This is a genomic window from Bradyrhizobium sp. Ken01 (assembly GCF_055807355.1).
In genome coordinates this window covers 1-2,590 of record NZ_JBVVPC010000117.1, presented here as the reverse complement: position 1 = coordinate 2,590, position 2,590 = coordinate 1, and the positions used below count along the sequence as shown (strand labels likewise).

Genomic DNA, 2,590 nt, shown 5'->3' with positions numbered 1-2,590 from the left:
CCATCGAACGCTTCTGCCGATACAATGCCCCGGCAAAACACGACCCGATGTCCCGAACTTCTGGTTCAGGACACTAGGTCGGGAGCTTCAATCAGCTCCAGTACCCATCCGAGATTGTCCACTAAGCGCCTCCGGGCCTCCGAAAAATCCGCGGTTCGAAGGCTGACACGGAGGAGGGGGCGCTGGAAGAGCTCGGCTGCCTGTTTCCCCAGCCGGATCTGCAGGAAATAGCGGCCACCGGCACGCCGGGCGAGATAGGAAGGACGGGCCACGGAATGAGCCTCTCCGGGGGCGGCGAGGGTGTTACATCCCGGCGAGATGTAACACCCTCATTTCCGCTACTCCGGTCCAGGCAAGACACTGAAATATCGAAGGATTTGTTGAGTTTTGGAATGTGGTAGCGCGTCCCTCTCCCGCTACCAAATATTTCAAGTAGCTAGCCCACTTCGCTACCTCGTCTTGGTACTCGCTCTGGGGTCTACACTATGGCCCATTACGTCTAGCCTTCGCAGTCCCTCTTACGAGCTTGCCGCGACTGATAGCGAAGCGACTAAACTCGATGCTCGCGAACTCTTGCCCTTCCATCCCAGCATCGAAGCCTGGCAGCGTCCGCGCCGGACAGCTCGGCTGATGCGGGATCGGCGTCGGCCGATTGCCGGCTCGGCGCAATCTGTGAGGAGGAGAGGTTGGAAAAGGAGTCTCCTGAGCAGCGTCTAACGCACGCTCGGTACGAGTTCGACATGGCGCGGCGCTGCATCCAAGATCTTCAGCAGACGCAACAGCAATTCCAGTGGAATGTGTTGTTAGCCGAGTTTGCAGTCTATTGGCGTAATTGCCAAAAATTTCTAAATGGTGACGACGATCAAAATTCGATCAAAGCAAAAAATTACATCAAGCGCTTTAATCCATCGTCGGCTAGCCACCTAAAGGACGAGATCGATCATCTTCATTGGCACGTGCTTCATTTGAGTGGAATGCGAACCACTGATGATGAGAAGAAGATCGCTTTGAGGGACGCCGTCAAGTTGATGGAGTGGCTCGAGCCCAACATGGACAAATTCGCCGATGATCTGCCCGAGCCGTTCAAAACCCAATGGAAACAGCCCGGACCCAAGGGGCCAGACTCAGCAGACCACCTAACGACCGGTCCCACAGGTGCAAGTTGGTCGCCGTCCGCAACGAATGCAACCCTAGTGCAAACAAATCACACGACTGACGTGAACTTTGTTCCTTTCACTGCAATAAAGAAGCAATCATGAGGCCGGTCAGCGAGTGGGACGAGAAGGATATCGATGACCTGTACTACGGGGAGATCGAGGAAAGCCTCACACTTGAATACAAACGCGCCGAGGCGCTGACGAAAGACCCTGGACACAGGAAGGAGCTATTCAAGGACGTGTCCGCGATGGCGAACGCATCTGGCGGCATCATTGTCTATGGCATGAAGGAGATCGGTAATAAGCCTGACGGCACCGATGATGGGCTCGACCCAAAGGTCGTGACGCGGGAGCAGATAGAGAACGTCCTCATGTCAAACATCTTGCCGCCCGTCGAGGGTTTGCTCATCAAGCCGGTAACGCTCACGAGCAAAGGAACTGCCAACGTAGCCTACGTCCTGGAGATACCGGCAGCGAAGTCACGGGGACCGCATCAAGCACCAGACTATCGCTATTACAAGCGGTTCAATTTCAAATCAGAGCCGATCCGGGACAACGATGTGCGTGACCTTATGCGGCGGGGAATCGAGTACGGCAGGAAGTATGGTGCGGCATTTGACCTCTACATCGAGATAGCACGGCTCCGGACTGCTGCGAGAGCGCGAGCAGCAGCGGGGCTGGCGCACATTGACGGCAACAAAGCAGTAATCGGTGTATCGCCAGACTTGCGGTCAGCGGGTGCTGTGCTCGTGCTCATGACAAAGTACATGAGAAATGCGGTTGGTGAGATCATTCAGAAAGTCGACGGCTATAACGCAAAAGTCGAAGCAAGGGGCGGTGTTGCCGTGATTATCGACGGGTTTCTGAAAGGAGATTTGGTTGCCATCCAAGAGCTTGCTGATGAAATCTGCTCTCACCTCAGCAAGATTCTCGATCAAGAGCCGTAATCATGCCATCGAATAGGTGAGTGCTTGCGAAACCCGTCATGCATTTCTGTCGATACCACGTTGAAAGGGTTCGCTGGCTCTACCCATCGGGCTAGAGGCAAAAATCGGAAGAGAATAAGAGGTAACTTCTTGGAAATCAGCGAACTGGCCTAATCTGGCGTTCAACGAAAACAGTCCGACTAGTTCGAAGCAATTGCTGCTGCCCTGTCGGAAAAAGAGGCCGTTGAAGCGCATATCGTTGAAACCGCTGAAATGGCCATCGCACAGGCAATCGAGAAGCCCTTCCCAATTGACGGCGGAGAATGCCGGGCGCTGTTTTGGCGCTGCCGCCCCCTGTTTCGCCACCCCGTCAACCCTCCCCACAAAAATATTCCACTTTACCGAAATTCGGAAACGGCGTATGTGTCGCTCATCCCGGCTCATCCTTGAGGGGCGATCTCGTTGTCGTCTTGATTGCGAGCCGGGCTTGCGGTGGACGCGGCAGCG

At 54.9% G+C, this 2,590-nt stretch carries 4 protein-coding genes; 2 read left to right on the top strand and 2 right to left on the bottom strand.

The annotated features are described in order from the left end of the window. Nucleotides 1–65 precede the first annotated feature (65 nt). The gene (locus AC0L3S_RS38880; RefSeq protein WP_473285222.1) at nucleotides 66–272 is read right to left on the bottom strand and encodes a DUF6538 domain-containing protein; all 207 of its coding nucleotides are present in this window, start codon (nucleotides 270–272) and stop codon (nucleotides 66–68) included. Between the two features lie 414 nt (nucleotides 273–686). On the opposite strand from AC0L3S_RS38880, the gene AC0L3S_RS38875 reads away from it, so the two are divergent. Together AC0L3S_RS38875 and AC0L3S_RS38870 are read left to right on the top strand one after the other, a co-directional pair. Then, complete coding sequence (locus AC0L3S_RS38875; protein ID WP_473285220.1) at nucleotides 687–1,259, top strand: hypothetical protein; 573 nt, start codon at nucleotides 687–689, stop codon at nucleotides 1,257–1,259. Next, nucleotides 1,256–2,104 (top strand): AlbA family DNA-binding domain-containing protein, encoded by an 849-nt coding sequence (locus AC0L3S_RS38870; RefSeq protein WP_473285218.1) that lies wholly within the window; start codon nucleotides 1,256–1,258, stop codon nucleotides 2,102–2,104. Before AC0L3S_RS38875 ends, AC0L3S_RS38870 begins: the two co-directional genes overlap by 4 nt. A gap of 36 nt (nucleotides 2,105–2,140) precedes the next feature. Here the strand turns inward: AC0L3S_RS38870 and AC0L3S_RS38865 are convergent. Continuing rightward, nucleotides 2,141–2,590 (bottom strand): hypothetical protein (locus AC0L3S_RS38865; RefSeq protein WP_473285216.1); only part of this gene is annotated, 450 nt, incomplete at its 5' end.